This window comes from Pseudomonas putida (genome assembly GCF_025905425.1).
In the GTDB taxonomy this organism is placed as follows: Bacteria; Pseudomonadota; Gammaproteobacteria; order Pseudomonadales; family Pseudomonadaceae; genus Aquipseudomonas; species Aquipseudomonas putida_AF.
Genome location: NZ_CP109603.1, coordinates 483,662 through 500,968, shown reverse-complemented (window position 1 = coordinate 500,968; position 17,307 = coordinate 483,662). Strand labels below are relative to the sequence as shown.

At 61.7% G+C, this 17,307-nt stretch carries 13 protein-coding genes; 8 read left to right on the top strand and 5 right to left on the bottom strand.

Annotated elements, in window-relative coordinates:
* The first annotated feature begins 61 nt into the window (after nt 1-61).
* On the top strand, nt 62-763 hold the full coding sequence (locus OGV19_RS02280) for a 4'-phosphopantetheinyl transferase family protein (RefSeq protein ID WP_264311942.1): 702 nt from the start codon (nt 62-64) through the stop codon (nt 761-763).
* A gap of 3 nt (nt 764-766) precedes the next feature.
* On the opposite strand, the gene OGV19_RS02275 is transcribed toward OGV19_RS02280, so the two are convergent.
* Together OGV19_RS02275 and OGV19_RS02270 are read right to left on the bottom strand one after the other, a co-directional pair.
* The gene (locus OGV19_RS02275; protein ID WP_264311941.1) at nt 767-2,374 is read right to left on the bottom strand and encodes an ATP-binding protein; all 1,608 of its coding nucleotides are present in this window, start codon (nt 2,372-2,374) and stop codon (nt 767-769) included.
* Nucleotides 2,371-3,069, bottom strand: coding sequence for a response regulator (locus OGV19_RS02270; protein ID WP_264311940.1), 699 nt, complete (start codon nt 3,067-3,069; stop codon nt 2,371-2,373). The genes OGV19_RS02275 and OGV19_RS02270 overlap by 4 nt, the downstream gene beginning before the upstream one ends.
* A gap of 624 nt (nt 3,070-3,693) precedes the next feature.
* Here OGV19_RS02270 and OGV19_RS02265 point away from each other — a divergent pair.
* Entirely contained in the window at nt 3,694-6,573 is a 2,880-nt protein-coding gene (locus tag OGV19_RS02265; protein WP_264311939.1) for a ribonucleoside-diphosphate reductase subunit alpha, read from the top strand.
* Between the two features lie 588 nt (nt 6,574-7,161).
* Complete coding sequence (locus tag OGV19_RS02260; RefSeq protein WP_264311938.1) at nt 7,162-8,412, top strand: ribonucleotide-diphosphate reductase subunit beta; 1,251 nt, start codon at nt 7,162-7,164, stop codon at nt 8,410-8,412.
* A gap of 416 nt (nt 8,413-8,828) precedes the next feature.
* Here OGV19_RS02260 and OGV19_RS02255 read toward each other — a convergent pair whose 3' ends face one another.
* A complete protein-coding gene (locus OGV19_RS02255; RefSeq protein ID WP_264311937.1) occupies nt 8,829-9,293 on the bottom strand; it encodes a GNAT family N-acetyltransferase in 465 nt (154 codons plus the stop codon).
* Nucleotides 9,294-9,395: 102 nt separating this feature from the next.
* Between OGV19_RS02255 and OGV19_RS02250 the strand changes: the two genes are divergently transcribed.
* The gene (locus tag OGV19_RS02250; RefSeq protein WP_264311936.1) at nt 9,396-10,874 is read left to right on the top strand and encodes a MocR-like pyridoxine biosynthesis transcription factor PdxR; all 1,479 of its coding nucleotides are present in this window, start codon (nt 9,396-9,398) and stop codon (nt 10,872-10,874) included.
* Nucleotides 10,875-10,978: 104 nt separating this feature from the next.
* Here the strand turns inward: OGV19_RS02250 and OGV19_RS02245 are convergent, their stop codons facing one another.
* Nucleotides 10,979-12,247, bottom strand: coding sequence for a type II toxin-antitoxin system HipA family toxin (locus OGV19_RS02245; RefSeq protein ID WP_264311935.1), 1,269 nt, complete (start codon nt 12,245-12,247; stop codon nt 10,979-10,981).
* On the bottom strand, nt 12,240-12,557 hold the full coding sequence (locus OGV19_RS02240) for a helix-turn-helix domain-containing protein (protein WP_264313876.1): 318 nt from the start codon (nt 12,555-12,557) through the stop codon (nt 12,240-12,242). Before OGV19_RS02240 ends, OGV19_RS02245 begins: the two co-directional genes overlap by 8 nt.
* Nucleotides 12,558-13,077: 520 nt before the next feature.
* Between OGV19_RS02240 and OGV19_RS02235 the strand changes: the two genes are divergently transcribed.
* From OGV19_RS02235 to OGV19_RS02220, 4 genes are all read left to right on the top strand, one after another.
* Nucleotides 13,078-14,316 (top strand): OprD family porin, encoded by a 1,239-nt coding sequence (locus tag OGV19_RS02235; protein ID WP_264311934.1) that lies wholly within the window; start codon nt 13,078-13,080, stop codon nt 14,314-14,316.
* Nucleotides 14,317-14,504: 188 nt separating this feature from the next.
* A complete protein-coding gene (locus OGV19_RS02230; protein WP_264311933.1) occupies nt 14,505-15,311 on the top strand; it encodes an NAD-dependent epimerase/dehydratase family protein in 807 nt (268 codons plus the stop codon).
* A 25-nt stretch (nt 15,312-15,336) separates the two neighbouring features.
* Nucleotides 15,337-16,215, top strand: a complete 879-nt coding sequence (locus tag OGV19_RS02225) for a glucurono-1,5-lactonase (protein ID WP_264311932.1) — start codon at nt 15,337-15,339, stop codon at nt 16,213-16,215.
* A 65-nt stretch (nt 16,216-16,280) separates the two neighbouring features.
* On the top strand, nt 16,281-17,252 hold the full coding sequence (locus tag OGV19_RS02220) for a TRAP transporter substrate-binding protein (protein ID WP_264311931.1): 972 nt from the start codon (nt 16,281-16,283) through the stop codon (nt 17,250-17,252).
* Nucleotides 17,253-17,307 lie beyond the last annotated feature (55 nt).

Here is a 17,307-nt window from a genome sequence, read left to right as displayed (position 1 = left end):
GCGGCCCATCGCGACGCAAGGCCGCTCCCACACATCCGTCGCGGCTGGCACAATAGCGCCCATGAACAGACTCCCCACTTGCTGCGCCCCACTCCAGCACCACTGGCCCCTGCCTCGGCCGCTGCCGGGCGCCGTCCTGGTCAGTTGTGCCTTCGACCCCGCTCACCTGGCTGCCGACGACTTCCAGCGTGCCGGCATTGCACAAAGCGCCAGCCTGCAACGCTCGGTGGCCAAGCGCCAGGCCGAGTACCTGGCCGGCCGTGTCTGCGCCCGCGCCGCACTGCAACACCTTGACGGCCGCGACTATGTGCCAGGCACCCATGAAGACCGCTCGCCCATCTGGCCTGCCGGCATCCACGGCTCGATCACCCACGGCAAAGGCTGGGCCGCTGCCATTGTCGCGGGCCAGGGCAGTTGCCGCGGCCTGGGCCTGGATCAGGAGTCACTGCTGGATGACGAACGCGCCGAGCGCCTGATGGCCGAAATCCTCACGCCAGCAGAACTTGAGCGCTTGGACCGCAACCAGCTCGGCCTGGCAGTGACCCTGACCTTCTCGCTCAAGGAAAGCCTGTTCAAAACCCTCTACCCGCTAACCCGCCAGCGTTTCTATTTTGAGCACGCCGAAGTGCTGGAATGGTCGGCCGAGGGCCTGGCCCGCCTGCGCCTGCTCACCGACCTGTCACCCGAGTGGCAACAGGGCAGCGAGCTGCAGGGCCAGTTCTGCCTTCAAGACGGCCACCTGCTCAGCTTGGTCAGCGTCTGACCCTCACTGCGGCGCCTGTGCCCGTGGCCAGCTGAGGCTGAAGCAGGCGCCGCCAAGGGCCTCGCTGCGCCCTACCGTGGCCCGGCCTGCGTGCCAGTAGATGATCCGCCGCACGATCGACAGGCCCAACCCATGCCCGCCCGAGGCACGCGTGCGGCTGTCGTCGAGCCGGGTGAAGGGCGTGAAGATGCGGTCCCAGACGCCTTCCGGGATACCCGGCCCGTCATCTTCCACATCGACCCTGCAGCGTTGCTGCCCCAGCTGGTAACTCAGGCGCACCTCGCCCTCGGCATGGCGCATGGCGTTGCTCACCAGGTTTTGCAGGGCCCGGTGCAGGTAGCGCGGCTCGGCCTCAACCCAGGCGCCATCTGATTCAGCGCCTTGGCAGGCGCCGCGTACCACCTTGATTTCAGCCCGCAGCGGCGCAAGTTCTTCGATCACCCGGTCCAGCAATGCGTCGAGATCGACCCGCTGAAACTTCAGGGCCGGCGCGCCTTGCTCAAGGCGCGCGTAGGTCAGCATCTCGTCGACCAGCTTGTCCAGGTCCTGGATGTCGCCATCCATGCCGGCCAGGTGCTTGGCGCGGGCCTGGTCGGTGCTCGCGGTCTCGATCATCTCCAGGCCAAAACGCAGCCGCGCCACCGGTGTGCGCAGCTCGTGAGACACCGCCCGCACCAGCTCGCGCTGCATGGTCAACGAGCGCTGCAGGTGCTCGGCCATGCCGTTGAATGCTGCGGCCAGGCGCCCGACCGAGTCAGCGTCACCGGCCGGTACACGGGTGTCCAGGCTGCCCTGGGCAATACGCGTGGCGGCGATTTCCAGGCCCGACACCCGCCGCTCCAACTGACGCACCAGCAGGTACACCACCAGCCCGATCAGGCACAGCCCGAGGAAGGCGATCAGAATCAACAACTGCGGCGGGTACGGGTTGAGCTGATGCAATGGCCCGATTTCCAGCACCCAGGGCGACCCCGACAGGCCCGAGAACACCCGGATCGAATCGCCATCCTTGCCCAAGGCCATGACCGTGTCGCCCTCTTCGACCCGACGCCGCTGGTCGTCGTCCAGGCCGACCCGCTCCAGGCGCTGCAGGGCAATATCAAAGCCAAAGCCCTTGCTCTGCTTGATCTGCGCCAGGCGCTGCTGCTGCTCGGTCACCGGGTAACGCACCAGTTCGTCAGCCAACAGATAAAGGGTGGCCCGCGCCAGTTGCTCGCTGACCTGCTTGACCTGGGCCACCAGCAGCACATCCTCGCGGCCAACCTTGCGCAGCACCTGTGCGGCGTGCGGGCCGGTCTTCTCTACCACCACCAGGCCACGATGCAAACGGGCACGCTGGCCACCGTCGAGGGTACGCGCCGACATCGGTTGCAGCGCCAGCGGCACACCGAGCAAGCGCTCCCACATCAGCAGCGAGCGCTTGCGTTCGGTGTCGTTCTGCCCGGCCAGGTTGTCGGCCATCAGGCTGAAGGTGCCCTGGGCCAGCCCCTCACGGTGCTGGGCGGCGCGCACTTCGTTGACCAGGTGCAGGCTGAGCACGCCGAGCAGCGCCACCAGCACCAGCACGCCGAGCATGCCGCCATAGATGCGCAGAAAGATCGAGTTGTTCATGGCGCCTCGCCGACGAACAGGTAGCCCTTGCTGCGCAGGGTCTTGATCAGGCGTGGGTGGATCGGGTCGTCGCCGATCTTGGGGCGAATCTTGGAGATGCGCACATCGATGGAGCGGTCCTGGCCGTCATAGCCGACACCGCGCAGGGCGGTGAAGATCTGTTCGCGCGACAATACCCGGCCGGCATTGCTGGCCAGCAGCCAGAGCAGGTCGAACTCGGCGCCGGTCAGGTCTATCAGCTGTTCGCCAAGCCGGGCTTCGCGCAGGCGGTTGTCGATGTGCAGCGGGCCGAATGCCAGGTCTTGGCGCTTGCTTTCCGGTGCTTCGCTGCGCCGCAGCAAGGCCTGGATACGGGCCAGCAACACGCGCGGGCGCACCGGTTTGCAGACGTAATCATCGGCGCCCAGGTCCAGGCCCTGGACCTGATCGAGCTCGTCGCTGCGGGCGGTGAGCATGAGGATCGGGCCTGCGTAGTGGCTGCGCGCCCGACGGCAGATACTCAGGCCGTCTTCACCGGGCAGCATGAGGTCGAGAATCACCAGGTCAGGCTGGCTGTCGACGATCCGTCGCACGGCGCGGCCACCATCGCCCTCGACTGCGACATCGAAGCCGTTGGCCTGGAGGTATTCGGCGGTGAGCTCGGCCAAACGCTGGTCGTCTTCGACGATAAGGATGCGCGGTGTGGGTTGGTCCATGGCTTTTGCCTTTCAATTGTTGTTCTTCTATCGCCGATAGTACGTCCCGCCCCAGGCACTGCCAACCAACCTGCCGTGCCTCACAAGCCACTGGACTGAACCGTTTTTTGTGGTAGGGTTCGCGCCCTCAAAATTCTGCCGTGGGGCAGCGCGCCGAAGAAAAATACTGCAAACCACTTGGCACAAGGCCTACAGGCCATACCCACAAAGTACGCACAACTTATCCACAGGCGCTCGCCTTGCAAAGACCCTGATACCGCATTATCTTGTATCCCGATCGCAGCGAACCACTACATGTTGGGGTTCGTGCAAAATCACACACAAAAGTCAACCCGGCAAATTATTCGATTTTCCGGTTGAACTTCAGGTGATTTGACCAGCCATACCGCTCCAGCGGACTACTGAACTGCAACAGCTTTTGGGTACTGCCCAAAGCCTTTGACTTCGGCCAGGGAGCGGCAAGCTATTGCCCCTTATTCCTGAGTCTGTCCCGAAGTCGGTACGCCCGAGCGGGCGGATGCGTGCGCATGACGCATCCCCCGCACGGGTGATCGAGCAAGTGGACGGAACGGTGGGCGCCCAAAAGGCGCCTGTACAATATAGAAACTGTGGAGACACCCACCCATGCAAACCGACACAACTCGCGAGAACCCGCAGGCCCAGGTGCCGCAGGCCGCCGATTCCAACCAGGATCTGGCTGCCACCGCGCCCGGCCAACTGCGCGTGATCAAGCGTAACGGCACTGTCGTCCCCTACACCGACGACAAGATCACCGTGGCCATCACCAAGGCGTTCCTCGCAGTTGAAGGCGGCACCGCCGCCGCCTCGTCGCGCATCCACGACACCGTCGCGCGCCTGACCGAGCAGGTCACCGCCACGTTCAAGCGTCGCATGCCATCGGGTGGCACCATCCACATCGAAGAAATCCAGGACCAGGTCGAACTGGCCCTGATGCGTGCCGGTGAGCAGAAAGTCGCCCGCGACTACGTGATCTACCGCGACCAGCGGGCGAAAGAGCGCGCCACCCGCGCCAACACCGACGCCGTGGTCGAGCCACACCCAAGCATCCGCATCACCCTGGCCGACGGCAGCCTGGCGCCGCTGGACATGGCACGCCTGAACACCATCATCAGCGAAGCCTGCGAAGGCCTGGCCGAAGTCGATGGCGACCTGATCCAGCGCGAAACCCTGAAAAACCTGTACGACGGCGTGGCCATCAAGGACGTCAACACCGCCCTGGTGATGACCGCCCGTACCCTGGTCGAGCGCGAGCCGAACTACTCGTTCGTCACCGCCCGCCTGCTGATGGACACCCTGCGTGCCGAAGGCCTGGCCTTCCTCAGCGTTGCCGACAGCGCCACCCACCACGAGATGGCTGACCTGTACGCCAAGGCGCTGCCGGCCTACGTCGCCAAAGGTATCGAGTTCGAGCTGCTGAACCCGGCCCTGGCCGACTTCGACCTGGAAAAACTGGGCAAGGCGATCAACCACGAGCGCGACCAGCAGTTCACCTACCTGGGCCTGCAGACCCTGTACGACCGTTACTTCATCCACAAGGATGGCGTGCGCTTCGAGCTGCCACAGGTGTTCTTCATGCGTGTGGCCATGGGCCTGGCGCTGGAAGAGAAAGACAAAGAAGCCCGTGCGATCGAGTTCTACAACCTGTTGTCGTCCTTCGACTACATGGCCTCGACCCCGACCCTGTTCAACGCCGGTACCCTGCGCCCGCAGCTGTCCAGCTGCTACCTGACCACCGTGCCGGACGACCTGTCGGGCATCTACCACGCGATCCACGACAACGCCATGCTGTCGAAATTCGCCGGTGGCCTGGGCAACGACTGGACCCCTGTGCGTGCACTGGGCTCCTACATCAAGGGCACCAACGGTAAATCCCAGGGCGTCGTACCCTTCCTGAAAGTGGTCAACGACACCGCCGTTGCGGTCAACCAGGGTGGCAAGCGCAAAGGCGCTGTGTGTGCCTACCTGGAAACCTGGCACCTGGACATCGAAGAATTCATCGAGCTGCGCAAGAACACCGGTGATGACCGTCGTCGTACCCACGACATGAACACCGCCAACTGGATCCCAGACCTGTTCATGAAGCGCGTCTTCGATGACGGCAAGTGGACCCTGTTCTCGCCGTCGGAAGTGCCTGATCTGCACGACCTGACCGGCAAGGCCTTCGAAGAGCGCTACGAGTACTACGAAGCCCTGACCGAGTACAACAAGATCAAGGTGTTCAAGACCATCCAGGCCAAAGACCTGTGGCGCAAGATGCTGTCGATGCTGTTCGAGACCGGCCACCCATGGCTGACCTTCAAGGACCCGTGCAACCTGCGCTCGCCGCAGCAGCACGTGGGCGTGGTCCACAGCTCGAACCTGTGCACCGAGATCACCCTGAACACCAACAAGGACGAGATCGCGGTCTGCAACCTGGGCTCGATCAACCTGCCGAACCACATCGTCGACGGCAAGCTGGACACCGCCAAGCTGCAACGCACCGTGAACACCGCCGTGCGCATGCTCGACAACGTGATCGACATCAACTACTACTCGGTGCCGCAAGCGCGTAACTCGAACCTCAAGCACCGCCCGGTCGGCTTAGGGATCATGGGCTTCCAGGACGCACTGTACCTGCAGCACATCGCCTACGGTTCCGACGCTGCGGTCGAGTTCGCCGACAAGTCGATGGAAGCGGTCAGCTACTTCGCGATCCAGGCGTCCTGCGACCTGGCCGACGAGCGTGGCGCCTACGAGACCTTCCAGGGTTCGCTGTGGTCCAAAGGCATCCTGCCGCTGGATTCGCAACAGATCCTGATCGAGGCCCGTGGCCAGAAGTACATCGACGTCGACCTGAACGAGACCCTGGACTGGGCGCCGGTGCGTGCTCGCGTACAAAAAGGTATTCGTAACTCGAACATCATGGCCATCGCGCCGACCGCCACCATCGCCAACATCACTGGCGTGTCGCAGTCCATCGAGCCGACCTACCAGAACCTGTACGTGAAATCGAACCTGTCGGGCGAATTCACCGTGATCAACCCGTACCTGGTTCGCGACCTGAAAGCCCGCGGCCTGTGGGACTCGGTCATGATCAACGACCTGAAGTACTACGACGGTTCGGTCCAGCAGATCGAGCGTATCCCGCAAGAGCTCAAAGACCTGTACGCCACCGCGTTCGAAGTCGAGACCAAGTGGATCGTCGATGCCGCCTCGCGTCGCCAGAAGTGGATCGACCAGGCCCAGTCGCTGAACCTGTACATCGCCGGCGCTTCGGGCAAGAAGCTGGACGTGACCTACCGCATGGCCTGGTACCGTGGTCTGAAGACCACCTACTACCTCCGTGCCCTGGCCGCGACCAGCACCGAGAAGTCGACCATCAACACCGGCAAGCTCAACGCCGTTTCCAGCGGCGGCGACAGCGCCCCGGTCCAGGCCGCCGGCCCGGCCCCTGTGCCGAAGGCTTGCGCGATCGACGAGCCGGATTGCGAAGCCTGCCAATAAGGCGTTCGCACCGCTGAGGTGACCATGCCGTCTCAACCGCCTTCGGGGGGTTGAGGCGGCATTTTTTTTGCGGCAAAAAAGCCCGTAAGCGGCCGTTACACTACTCCCACCAATAGGTGCTGATCAGGGTCAAAACACCATATGCTGTGTCTGCAAAAAAAAATCACACAAGATATAGGATCTGATCTCATTTAGGGCTAGACTCACACCCCGTGGTGGAACAACAGGTTTCAGGTGAACGGAAGCACGCAACGCCGGTCGAAAATATACCTTTGCATGGCCTTTGCACCGCCCCGATCCACCCTGAATTCCGGTATACTTCGCGCCCCCAAAAAGGGTTGAGCTAATGATCAACTGCGAGACGCAAGCGCCGCTTGCCCAGACCGCATGTTTTATCGTGGCCGTACAGCTTTCAAGTGGCTTGGCCCCTCGCTCGAGGTTAGGACAAGCGCTGACTCGAACAACTTCAAACGTGACGAGAGCCCGCTCTCACTGCCTGCCGTAACGCCTGATGGGCCTTGCGCAGTACAGGCATCACCTCAAAATCCAACCGGTTGCCGCTAGCAACCCTCAAGCAGGAGCCAAACCATGCTGAGCTGGGACGAATTCGACAAGGAAGACGGCGAAATAGCCGCCAAAGGCAACACCCCTGCGCAGGCCAACGCCGCTGCCACCCTCGACAAGCTCGACAGCGCCGGCGGTGCCGCCGCCCTGGAAGCCCGTGCCGCTACCGCTTCTGACTCCGAAGCCGTAAAACGCGCCAAAGCCGCCCTCGACGCCCTCGACGTTGCCGAAGGCCTGGCCGAGCTGGAAGGCTCCGCCGCCCGCGTCGCGGTCGACGAAAAGCGCATGATCAACTGCCGCGCCGACCTTAACCAGCTGGTACCGTTCAAGTACGACTGGGCCTGGCAGAAGTACCTCGACGGCTGCGCCAACCACTGGATGCCGCAAGAGGTCAACATGACCGCCGACATCGCCTTGTGGAAAAGCCAGGACGGCCTGACCGAAGACGAGCGCCGCATCGTCATGCGTAACCTGGGCTTCTTCTCCACCGCCGACTCCCTGGTTGCCAACAACCTGGCCCTGGCCGTGTACCGCCTGATCACCAACCCGGAGTGCCGCCAGTACATCCTGCGCCAGGCCTTCGAAGAGGCGATCCACACCCACGCCTACCAGTACTGCATCGAGTCGCTGGGCATGGATGAAGGCGAGATCTTCAACATGTACCACGAGATCCCGTCGGTCGCGAAAAAAGCCGCCTGGGGCCTGAAGTACACCCGCGCCATCTCCGACCCGGAATTCAACACCGGCACCCCGGAAACCGACAAAGAGCTGCTGCGCAACCTGATCGCTTACTACTGCGTTCTGGAAGGCATCTTCTTCTACTGCGGCTTCACCCAGATTCTGTCGATGGGCCGCCGTAACAAGATGACCGGCGTTGCCGAGCAGTTCCAGTACATCCTGCGTGACGAGTCGATGCACCTGAACTTCGGTATCGACGTGATCAACCAGATCAAGATCGAGAACCCGCACCTGTGGGATGCCTCGATGAAGGAAGAAGCGACCCAGATGATCCTGCAAGGGACCCAGCTGGAGATCGAATACGCCCGCGACACCATGCCGCGCGGTGTACTGGGCATGAACGCAGCGATGATGGAGGACTACCTCAAGTTCATCGCCAACCGTCGCCTGACCCAGATTGGCCTGAAGGAAGAGTACCCAGGGACCACCAACCCGTTCCCTTGGATGAGCGAGATCATGGACTTGAAGAAGGAGAAGAACTTCTTTGAGACGCGGGTGATTGAGTATCAGACGGGTGGGGCGTTGAGCTGGGATTAACTTAATCATCAGCCCTTCCCAGCCATAACAGGTATCACATTAAGCCACTCACGCCGACAAGGCATGAGTGGCTTTTTTATAAGTTCTGGATACACCAATAATAACAACCCAGGCATTTTCAACCCGCGTTCTCGGCAATACCGCATTCGTAGAACAACGCATCTATTAGTGATTCAGCAGGAGCCTGTTGGAGCGGGCTTGGCCCGCGAACACCGGCGAAGCCGGTGCCATACTCCGCGTGGCCCCATTCGCGGGGCAAGCCCGCTCCCACAGGATTGGCAGGCCGACTGCTTATGCAACCCAAAGGGCGACAACCTCATTGTCGATCACCTGGTAAACCAACCGGTAGCCACTGCTACGCAGTTTGATCTTGTAGCAGTCCGGAAACGCATGCAGCCGATTGGGGCCTCAGTGCCCTACGCAGGCAGCGCCATGCGGTACTCGATCACCCCCGGCTTTTCAGCGATCCAGTCATACAGCCGCTGTGCCGTCTGGTTGGTTTCCTGGGTATGCCAATACAGCCGATCGCACTGTTTCTCCCGCGCCTGGCCCTGAACGAATTCGATCAACTGCTTGCCAACCTGCTTGCCTCGCGCACTTGGGCAGACGTACAGGTCTTCCAGATAGCAAAAGTCGTTACGCCCCCAGGTCGAGCGATGGAACACAAAATGGACGAAACCGAGGATGCGCTCACCGTCCGTGGCGACGGCGCAGTGCACGGGCTCTGCCGGGTCGAAAAAACGGGCCCAGGTCAGCTCGGTCGTGGCCTTGCTCAGTTCCACTTTGTAGAACGCCTGGTACTGGTCCCAGTAGGCGGACCATTGTGGAAAATCGCTCTGCTCCAACTCACGAACCGAAACCAATGTTTGTGCAACTGTCATCGTGAAACCCCTTTCAATGTGGGAATGGTCTGAAAACAGGTGCATTTATAGCGATAGAATGGCTGGAATATCCCCGCCACTTTCTACAAGTGAACCAGACCAATGTTCAAGCATGCCCAGCTGCAATCGGTCAAAGCCTGGATGAGCGACCCAGCCCATGGGGCGTTGTCGCTGCATGTGCGGATCCAGCGGGCGATTCGCCAATTGATCCTTGATGGTGCATTGCCGGTCGGCAAGTCACTGCCGGCTTCCCGGCCACTGGCCCAGTCGCTGGGCGTCTCGCGGGATACCGTGGAGGCGGCTTACAGCCAGCTGCACGCAGAGGGCTTCATCGAACGGCGCGTGGGCAGTGGAAGCTTCGTGTCGCAACGCGCGCGGCACCTGCCGCTGCGAAAGCGCCAACGCGAGGTTCTGTGCAATGAGCCACCGCAGTTGAGTCGCAGAGCGATGGCAGTGTTGCAGAGCGGGGGCGTGCACAACTTTCAAGCGCCCCGCCCATTCGCCCCCGGAGTGGCCGAGACCCGGCACTTTCCCCTGGCGATCTGGGAGAAGCTGGAGCGCCAGGTGTACAAGGAATACGGCACCCAGGCATTGGAGCACAGTGCGCCACAGGGCATGGCCTGCCTGCGCAGTGCGATCGCTGACTACCTTAACCTTGAACGCGGGGCGCAGGCGTCTGCTGATCGGGTGCTGATACTCACCAGCTCACAGCAGGCGCTTGGCCTGTGCGCGCAGGTGCTCATGGATGCGGGCGATCAGGTGTTGGTCGAAGACCCGCTCTACCAAGGCACGCGCAAAGCCGTCGCCGCCGCAGGCCTGGAAAGCGTACCCGTGCCAGTGGACGAAGGCGGCATGCAGGTGGAAAGCATGGCCAGGCTGGCGACCAATGCCAGGGCGGTGTTTCTGACGCCGTCTCATCAATACCCCACCGGCGCGACGTTGTCGCTGGACAGGCGCCTGCAGGCCATCGAATGGGCAAGGCAGCAACGCGCCTGGATCATCGAAGATGACTACGACAGCGAGTTCCACTACGAAGGCAGGCCGACGGCCTGCGTGCAGGGCCTGGACCCGCATCAACGGACGCTCTACATCGGCACCTTCACCAAGTCGCTGTTCGCCGGGCTACGCATCGGCTACTTGCTGTTGCCGCCTGCTCTCGTCGCGCCAATGACCTGTGCACGCACGCTGCAGGATGGGCATACGGCGTCCATTGCCCAGCTGACCCTAGCGCGCTTCATGGACGGTGGGCACTACACGGCGCATGTGCGGAGCATGCGGGCGCTGTATGCCGCGCGCCGGGACATGCTCGCCGAACTGGTGCACAAGCACCTGGGGGCGTTTCTGGCGCCTACCATTCCGGCCGGAGGGCTGCAGATACCCTGCCATTTCGTGCAGGACTTCCCAGAAGATACCGTGGTCAGGGCGGCGAATGCGGTGGGGATCGACTTGTTGGGGCTCGGCAGTTTGTATGCATCGCCGAGGAATGACGCAGGCCTGTTAATGGGGTTCGCGGCGCTGACGCCTGGCGAGATGCGTTTAGCGGTAGAGAAGCTGGCGAAGGTGTTTGCGAGACTTAAGTAAAGGGCTCGCCCTCGCCACCAAGGCATCGATGTGCCGTACTGGGGCGCCCAGAGACGTGGTCGAGGGCGAGACCGTTTCTAAGTTTAAAAGCAATTGCGGCTGCATCAACTCATCGACTGGAGCAGCGCACTGTTTTCGTCGATACGGCCTTGCACGGTTTGCAGCGTGTCCTGGGTGATCATCTGCGGGTACATACGCTCGGCCATGCTCGTAAACTGGCTGGCTGCAGCGCATATACGGTCGATGATGGCGGCGGCGGACGCCGGCGTAACTTCTGCTTCGCTTGCCAGGGCCAGTATCGCTTTGCGGTCGATCGCCAAGGCCTCACCCATCACATCCATCTGATGATAGCCGCCAGAGCCTTCGCAAAACGTCACGTCATACGCGGGTGCCAGTTTCCACTCGCCTGCCCGAGACATCACGTAAGAAAAATTCTTGGGATGGTCATCGCGGTTATTGAACACCACGTTAAACACAGCTCGCTCAAAGGCTCGCGCTTTCTCTCGCAGGTCGTTGGTGCACAGATGAGTCGCCCGCAAGAAGTTGATGTAATCCAGCGCACCGGGTGACCTGAAGTCGGCACCGGTATAGGCCGCCAGGCTCTGCATCGGCACACGCAGATCACCCTGGCGATCAAAACGTCGACTGGCGAAGGCCGCCAGCCCATTTGGCAAACTGAAATGCTGGGTATCCGGCGTCGGGATGCCGCACTGACGCAGGCACTCGGCATAGACCATTTCGATGGCGCAGACTTCTGGGTGCTCTTCTCGCGCCGGGAACTTGATCAGCCACGCTTCCAGACCTGTCTTGGCAACGGTAGTGAAGGCCCCGGTGTATGGATCGCGATAGGCCAAGGCTTTAGGCCTCGCGCCTTGAGGGGAGCCGCCCACCAGCAACAGCTTCTGCAGAAACGCGCCTCCGTCCCCCTTGAGCACCTCTTGTACCTCGGCGGCCAGCACGTCGAGCGGGATATGCTCCTGCGGTTGCAGCCCCTCGGCCGCAACGGGCTCGAACGAAAGGGCCCCCATGGCGTTATTGCCGATGTAAGCCAACCGCTCCAACGGCCCTACGCGAGCAACGTTGAGCCCACGGCGCTTGAAGAGGCGGTCCATCAGCAGCATGCCCCAGCCATCTGGCATCGCATCGTAGACAGGCCCCGGCAAACCGGACTGATGGGCCGGGAAGCCTCTACGCAACGCATCACCTTGCAATGGCATGGCATACGACGACAACTCAAGGCCACGTTGCTTCGCTTCGCTGCTGTACTCGAACACTATCTGCGGACGGCTAGAGACGGCTGTGGTGGACACGAGTGTGCCCCACAGCCAGCGCTCACCCCAGCCTTGATAATAGATGCGCACTTGCTCAAGCATTGTCGTGCTTGCTCCTGATACGCTGCCGCTTGGCACTCTGCTCATAGCGATGCAGGTCAGCGAGGCTGTCCAGTTTGGGCAAGAAAAGGCTTTCCAGCTCCTTGCCGCGCCCTAGCACCATGGCCACCCTGACCAGGTTCTCAAAGCCGACATTACGCCCAGCCTCCAGATTGGACACGGTATTGGTAGCGATACCAGCCCTGCCAGCCACATCCGCCTGCGTCATCTGCTGCGCTAGCCGCTCGGTGCGCAAACGTTCGCAAAGACGTTTTACGACCTCACTCGGCTTGCTGAGGCTTAAATCCAGCATAACGTGCATTAAACCCATGAAATCCACTTAATACACAACATAGTAGTACTCTGGCCTCAGCGCGATCAATTTCTTTAGAAGCAAAATTTTGTGTCTTATATTGAATAATATTCGTTTATACACAGAATACTGGAATTAAAATAAAGTGCGCGTACACGATCTTGATGTTAGGCGGCCTATCAGAAAATTCATGCACGCCTGCCTACGCATGGCTCAGTGATCTCGCCTTCATCGCACCACAAAGCGTTGACATCCCCACCACCACTTGATAAAAATCGCCACAGTTGTACGACAACGCATAACAAAAACAACAATCAGTGGACGATCGCCATGTCGACATCAATCGCGCTATCCCCCCACGTTTCACCGTTCCCAATTTCGTCACCTGCGGCCACAGCGCCGTAAGCCCGTTTCACCCTCCCTGGCCCTGACCGGCCCGTTACCCACCCGCCCCTGCCGCAGGCCGCTCGCGCGTGCCCGGTGGACGGGCCGCCACACCCTTTTGCGGAGCACAACAATAATGAAAATCTGCCAAACCCTCCCCTTTGCCTTGCTCGGCGTCGGCCTGCTCGGCAGCCTGCCGGGCACCACTGTGGCGGCGGGCTTTGTCGAGGATGCCAAGGCCACGCTCGGCCTGCGCAATTTCTACATCAACCGCAACTTCACCAACCCCAGCAACCCGCAAAGCAAGGCTGAGGAATGGACGCAGAGCTTTATCCTCGATGCGCGTTCGGGTTTCACCGAAGGGCCGGTCGGGTTCGGCGTGGATGTGCTGGGGCTGTGGTCGGTCAAGCTCGATGGCGGTGGCGGCACCTACGGCACCGGGCTGCTGCCGCGCCACGACGATGGGCGGCCGGCCGATGACTACGGGCGCCTGGCGGTGGCGGGCAAGGCGCGGGTTTCGAAGACTGAGCTGAAGATCGGCGAATGGATGCCGGTGCTGCCGATCCTGCGCTCCGACGACGGCCGCTCGCTGCCGCAGACGTTCCGCGGGGGGCAGGTCACCTCCAACGAAATCCGCGGGCTGACGCTGTATGGCGGGCAGTTCCGTGGCAACAGCCCGCGCAATGACGCGAGCATGGACGACATGAGCTACGGCGGTGGGCTTTCGGACCGCTTCAACTTCGTCGGTGGCGAATACAAGTTCAACCAGGACCGCACATTGGTCGGGCTGTGGAACGCAGTGCTCAAGGACGTCTACCAGCAACAGTACTTGCAAGTGAGCCACAGCCAGCCCTTGGGTGACTGGACCCTGGGTGCCAACCTTGGCTACTTCCATGGCAACGAAGACGGCTCCGAGCGTGCCGGGCAGTTGGACAACAAGACCTATTCGGGGATGTTCTCGGCCAAGTATGGCGGCAGCACCTTCTGGGTCGGCCTGCAGAAAGTTGATGGCGATACCTGGATGCGGGTCAATGGCACCAGCGGCGGCACGCTGGCTAACGACAGCTACAACTCCAGTTTCGATAACGCCAACGAGCGCTCGTGGCAGGTGCGACATGACTTCAACTTCGTCACCGTCGGGGTGCCGGGGTTGACGCTGATGAACCGGTACATCAGTGGGCAGGATGTGCACGCAGGGGCGGTTACCGATGGCAAAGAGTGGGTACGGGAGACGGAGCTGGCGTATGTGATCCAGAGCGGGGCGTTCAAGGATTTGAGCGTGAAGTGGCGCAACTCGAGCATTCGCCGGGACTACAGCAACAACGAGTTTGATGAGAACCGGTTGATCTTCAACTATCCGTTGTCATTGTTGTAAGAGGGGGCCGCTTTGCGGCCCATCGCGGGCAAGCCCGCTCCTACACGGACCGCGTGAAGCCTGTAGGTGCGGGTTTGCCGCAATGAGGCACACAGGGTCACAGAATTAACATTGACAACTCTGGAACCCGCTGCCGATAATTCAGCCAAGTCATACGACAACCTACAACAACCAACAATGAGCCGGCCATGACCATTACTCCCCTCAATCGCCTGCTGCTCACCGGAGCCGCAGGCGGCCTGGGCAAGGTCCTTCGCGAACGCCTGCAAGGCTACGCCGAGGTCCTGCGCCTTTCCGATATCAGCCCGATGCCACCTGCCGCGGGCCCGCATGAAGAGGTGGTGGCCTGCGACCTCGCCGACAAGGCTGCCGTCCACGCACTGGTCGAAGGCGTGGACGCCATCATCCACTTCGGCGGCGTGTCCACCGAACATGCCTTCGAAGACATCCTCGGCCCCAACATCTGCGGCGTGTTCCATGTCTACGAAGCGGCGCGCAAACATGGCGTCAAACGCATCATCTTCGCCAGCTCCAATCACACCATCGGTTTCTACCACCAGGACGAGCGCATCGACGCCCACTCCCCGCGCCGCCCCGACAGCTACTACGGGCTGTCCAAATGTTACGGCGAGGACGTCGCCAGCTTCTACTTCGATCGCTATGGCATCGAGACCGTGAGCATCCGCATCGGCTCGTCGTTCCCGCAACCGCAGAACCCGCGCATGCTCTGCACCTGGCTGAGCTACGACGACCTGGTGCAACTGATCGAGCGCGGGCTGTTCACGCCCAACGTCGGCCACACCATCGTCTATGGCGCCTCCGACAACCGCACTGTGTGGTGGGACAACCGCCATGCCGCGCACCTGGGCTATGCGCCTAAAGACACCTCAGAGGTGTTCCGCGAAGCGGTCGAGGCACAGCCGTCGCCTGCCGCCGATGACCCGAGCATGGTCTATCAGGGCGGCGCCTTCGCCGTGGCCGGACCGTTCAACTGACCCCAGCGCGCCAGGAGGCACGGCCATGAACTGCGAACTGATCGTCGATGCCCGCAACGGTACCGGCGAAAGCCCTGTGTGGCACCCTATCGAACAGGCCCTTTACTGGGTCGACATCCCCGCCCGCACATTGCACCGCTGGCAGCCCAACGGCGCTCACAACACCTGGCAAGGCGACGAGATGCTCGCCTGCATCGCCCGCACCGAACAGGGGTGGGTCGCGGGCATGGAAAGCGGCATTTTCCAGCTCGAAGCCAACGCCGATGGCAGCCTCGACAGCCGCCTGCTCAGTGCCGTCGAACATGCCCAGGGCGGCATGCGCTTCAACGATGGGCGCTGCGACCGCCAGGGCCGTTTCTGGGCCGGCACCATGCTCATGGACATGTCACAAGGTGCCCATGTCGGGGCGCTGTACCGGCATGACGGCGAAGGGCAATTGCACCTGCAGCAGGACGGCATGATCGTGCCCAATGGCCTGGCCTTCAGCCCCGACGGCACACGCATGTACCTGTCGGACTCGCACCCCAACGTGCAGAAGATCTGGGTGTTCGACTACGACATCGACAGCGGCACGCCCCACAGCAAGCGCCTGTTCGTCGACATGCACGCCTTCCCCGGCCGCCCCGACGGTGCCGCCATCGACCAGGACGGCTGCTACTGGATCTGTGGCAACGACGCCGGCCAGATCCACCGCTTCACCCCCGAAGGCCGCCTCGATCGCTCACTCAGCGTGCCGGTGAAGAAACCGGCGATGTGCGCCTTTGGCGGCGCCAACCTGGACACCCTGTTCGTCACCTCGATCCGCCCTTCGGGCATCGACCTCTGCGACCAGCCGCTGGCCGGCGGGGTATTTGCCTTCGAGCTTGGCATCAAAGGCCTGGAGGAACCTGCCTACCGGGGCTGAACGCCCGCTCTGCCACGCACACTTGCACACACGAAACCGGATAATAAAAACCACGGAGTTTCATCATGACGTTCAAACGCAAGCTGCTCCTTGCCGTACTCCCTTTCGCCTTCAGCGTGTCGATGCCAGCCTTTGCGCTGGACATCAAGTTCGCCGAGATTCACCCGGCCGGCTACCCGACCGTGGTTGCCGAACAGAACATGGGCAAGAAGCTCGAAGCCGCCAGCAATGGCGAGATCACCTTCAAGATGTTCGCCGGTGGGGTGCTCGGCTCCGAGAAGGAAGTGATCGAACAGGCACAGATCGGTGCCGTGCAGATGACCCGCGTCAGCCTGGGAATCGTCGGCCCGGTAGTGCCGGATGTGAACGTGTTCAACATGCCGTTCGTGTTCCGCGACCATGAGCACATGCGCAAGATCATCGACGGCGACATCGGCCAGGAAATCCTCGACAAGATCACCCACTCCGAATTCAACCTGGTAGCCCTGGCCTGGATGGATGGCGGTTCGCGCAGCATCTACACGAAAAAACCAGTACGCAGCCTCGAAGACCTCAAGGGCATGAAGATTCGCGTGCAGGGCAACCCGCTGTTCATCGACATGATGAACGCCATGGGTGGCAACGGCATCGCCATGGACACCGGCGAAATCTTCAGCGCCCTGCAGACTGGCGTGATCGACGGCGCCGAGAACAACCCGCCCACCCTGCTTGAGCACAATCACTTCCAGAGCGCCAAGTACTACACCCTCACCGGCCACCTGATCCTGCCTGAGCCGGTGGTGATGTCCAAGACCACCTGGAACACGCTCACCCCTGAGCAGCAGACCCTGGTGAAGAAAGTCGCACGTGAAGCGCAGATGGAAGAACGTGCGCTGTGGGACGCCAAGTCGTCTGCCAGCGAAGAGAAGCTCAAGGCTGCCGGTGTCGAGTTCATCACCGTCGACAAGAAGCCGTTCTTCGAGGCCACCGCATCGGTACGCGAGAAGTACGGCGCGCCTTACGCCGACCTGATGAAGCGTATCGAAGCCGTCCAGTAATACCGGCCCCTTCCAAGACGACCTCGGCAGTGCGGCGCCCGCCGCCCTGTCGCTT

Bases quoted from the DNA above. Each gene is read 5' to 3' on its own strand.
- OGV19_RS02280 (WP_264311942.1), top strand. From the start codon at position 62: ATGAACAGACTCCCCACTTGCTGCGCCCCACTCCAGCACCACTGGCCC.
- OGV19_RS02275 (WP_264311941.1), bottom strand. From the start codon at position 2,374: ATGAACAACTCGATCTTTCTGCGCATCTATGGCGGCATGCTCGGCGTG.
- OGV19_RS02270 (WP_264311940.1), bottom strand. From the start codon at position 3,069: ATGGACCAACCCACACCGCGCATCCTTATCGTCGAAGACGACCAGCGT.
- OGV19_RS02265 (WP_264311939.1), top strand. From the start codon at position 3,694: ATGCAAACCGACACAACTCGCGAGAACCCGCAGGCCCAGGTGCCGCAG.
- OGV19_RS02260 (WP_264311938.1), top strand. From the start codon at position 7,162: ATGCTGAGCTGGGACGAATTCGACAAGGAAGACGGCGAAATAGCCGCC.
- OGV19_RS02255 (WP_264311937.1), bottom strand. From the start codon at position 9,293: ATGACAGTTGCACAAACATTGGTTTCGGTTCGTGAGTTGGAGCAGAGC.
- OGV19_RS02250 (WP_264311936.1), top strand. From the start codon at position 9,396: ATGTTCAAGCATGCCCAGCTGCAATCGGTCAAAGCCTGGATGAGCGAC.
- OGV19_RS02245 (WP_264311935.1), bottom strand. From the start codon at position 12,247: ATGCTTGAGCAAGTGCGCATCTATTATCAAGGCTGGGGTGAGCGCTGG.
- OGV19_RS02240 (WP_264313876.1), bottom strand. From the start codon at position 12,557: ATGCTGGATTTAAGCCTCAGCAAGCCGAGTGAGGTCGTAAAACGTCTT.
- OGV19_RS02235 (WP_264311934.1), top strand. From the start codon at position 13,078: ATGAAAATCTGCCAAACCCTCCCCTTTGCCTTGCTCGGCGTCGGCCTG.
- OGV19_RS02230 (WP_264311933.1), top strand. From the start codon at position 14,505: ATGACCATTACTCCCCTCAATCGCCTGCTGCTCACCGGAGCCGCAGGC.
- OGV19_RS02225 (WP_264311932.1), top strand. From the start codon at position 15,337: ATGAACTGCGAACTGATCGTCGATGCCCGCAACGGTACCGGCGAAAGC.
- OGV19_RS02220 (WP_264311931.1), top strand. From the start codon at position 16,281: ATGACGTTCAAACGCAAGCTGCTCCTTGCCGTACTCCCTTTCGCCTTC.